Source organism: Paenibacillus sp. BJ-4 (assembly GCF_020404765.1).
GTDB lineage: Bacteria > Bacillota > Bacilli > Paenibacillales > Paenibacillaceae > Paenibacillus.
In genome coordinates this window covers 1-211 of sequence record NZ_JAIVEM010000121.1, presented here as the reverse complement: position 1 = coordinate 211, position 211 = coordinate 1, and the positions used below count along the sequence as shown (strand labels likewise).

Genomic DNA, 211 nt, shown 5'->3' with positions numbered 1-211 from the left:
TAAAGCCTCGGGGAGCTGTAAGCAAGCTTTGATCCGGGGATGTCCGAATGGGGAAACCCGGCTGTCTTCATCGACAGTCACTTTCTGCTGAATACATAGGCAGAACAGAGGCAGACCAGGGGAACTGAAACATCTAAGTACCCTGAGGAAGAGAAAACAATAGTGATTCCGTCAGTAGCGGCGAGCGAACGCGGATTAGCCCAAACCAAGG

1 rRNA gene is annotated in these 211 nt (G+C 51.7%); it reads left to right on the top strand.

The features are described 5' to 3' along the window. Window positions 1-211 (top strand): 23S ribosomal RNA (locus LCF57_RS18255); the annotation flags it as partial.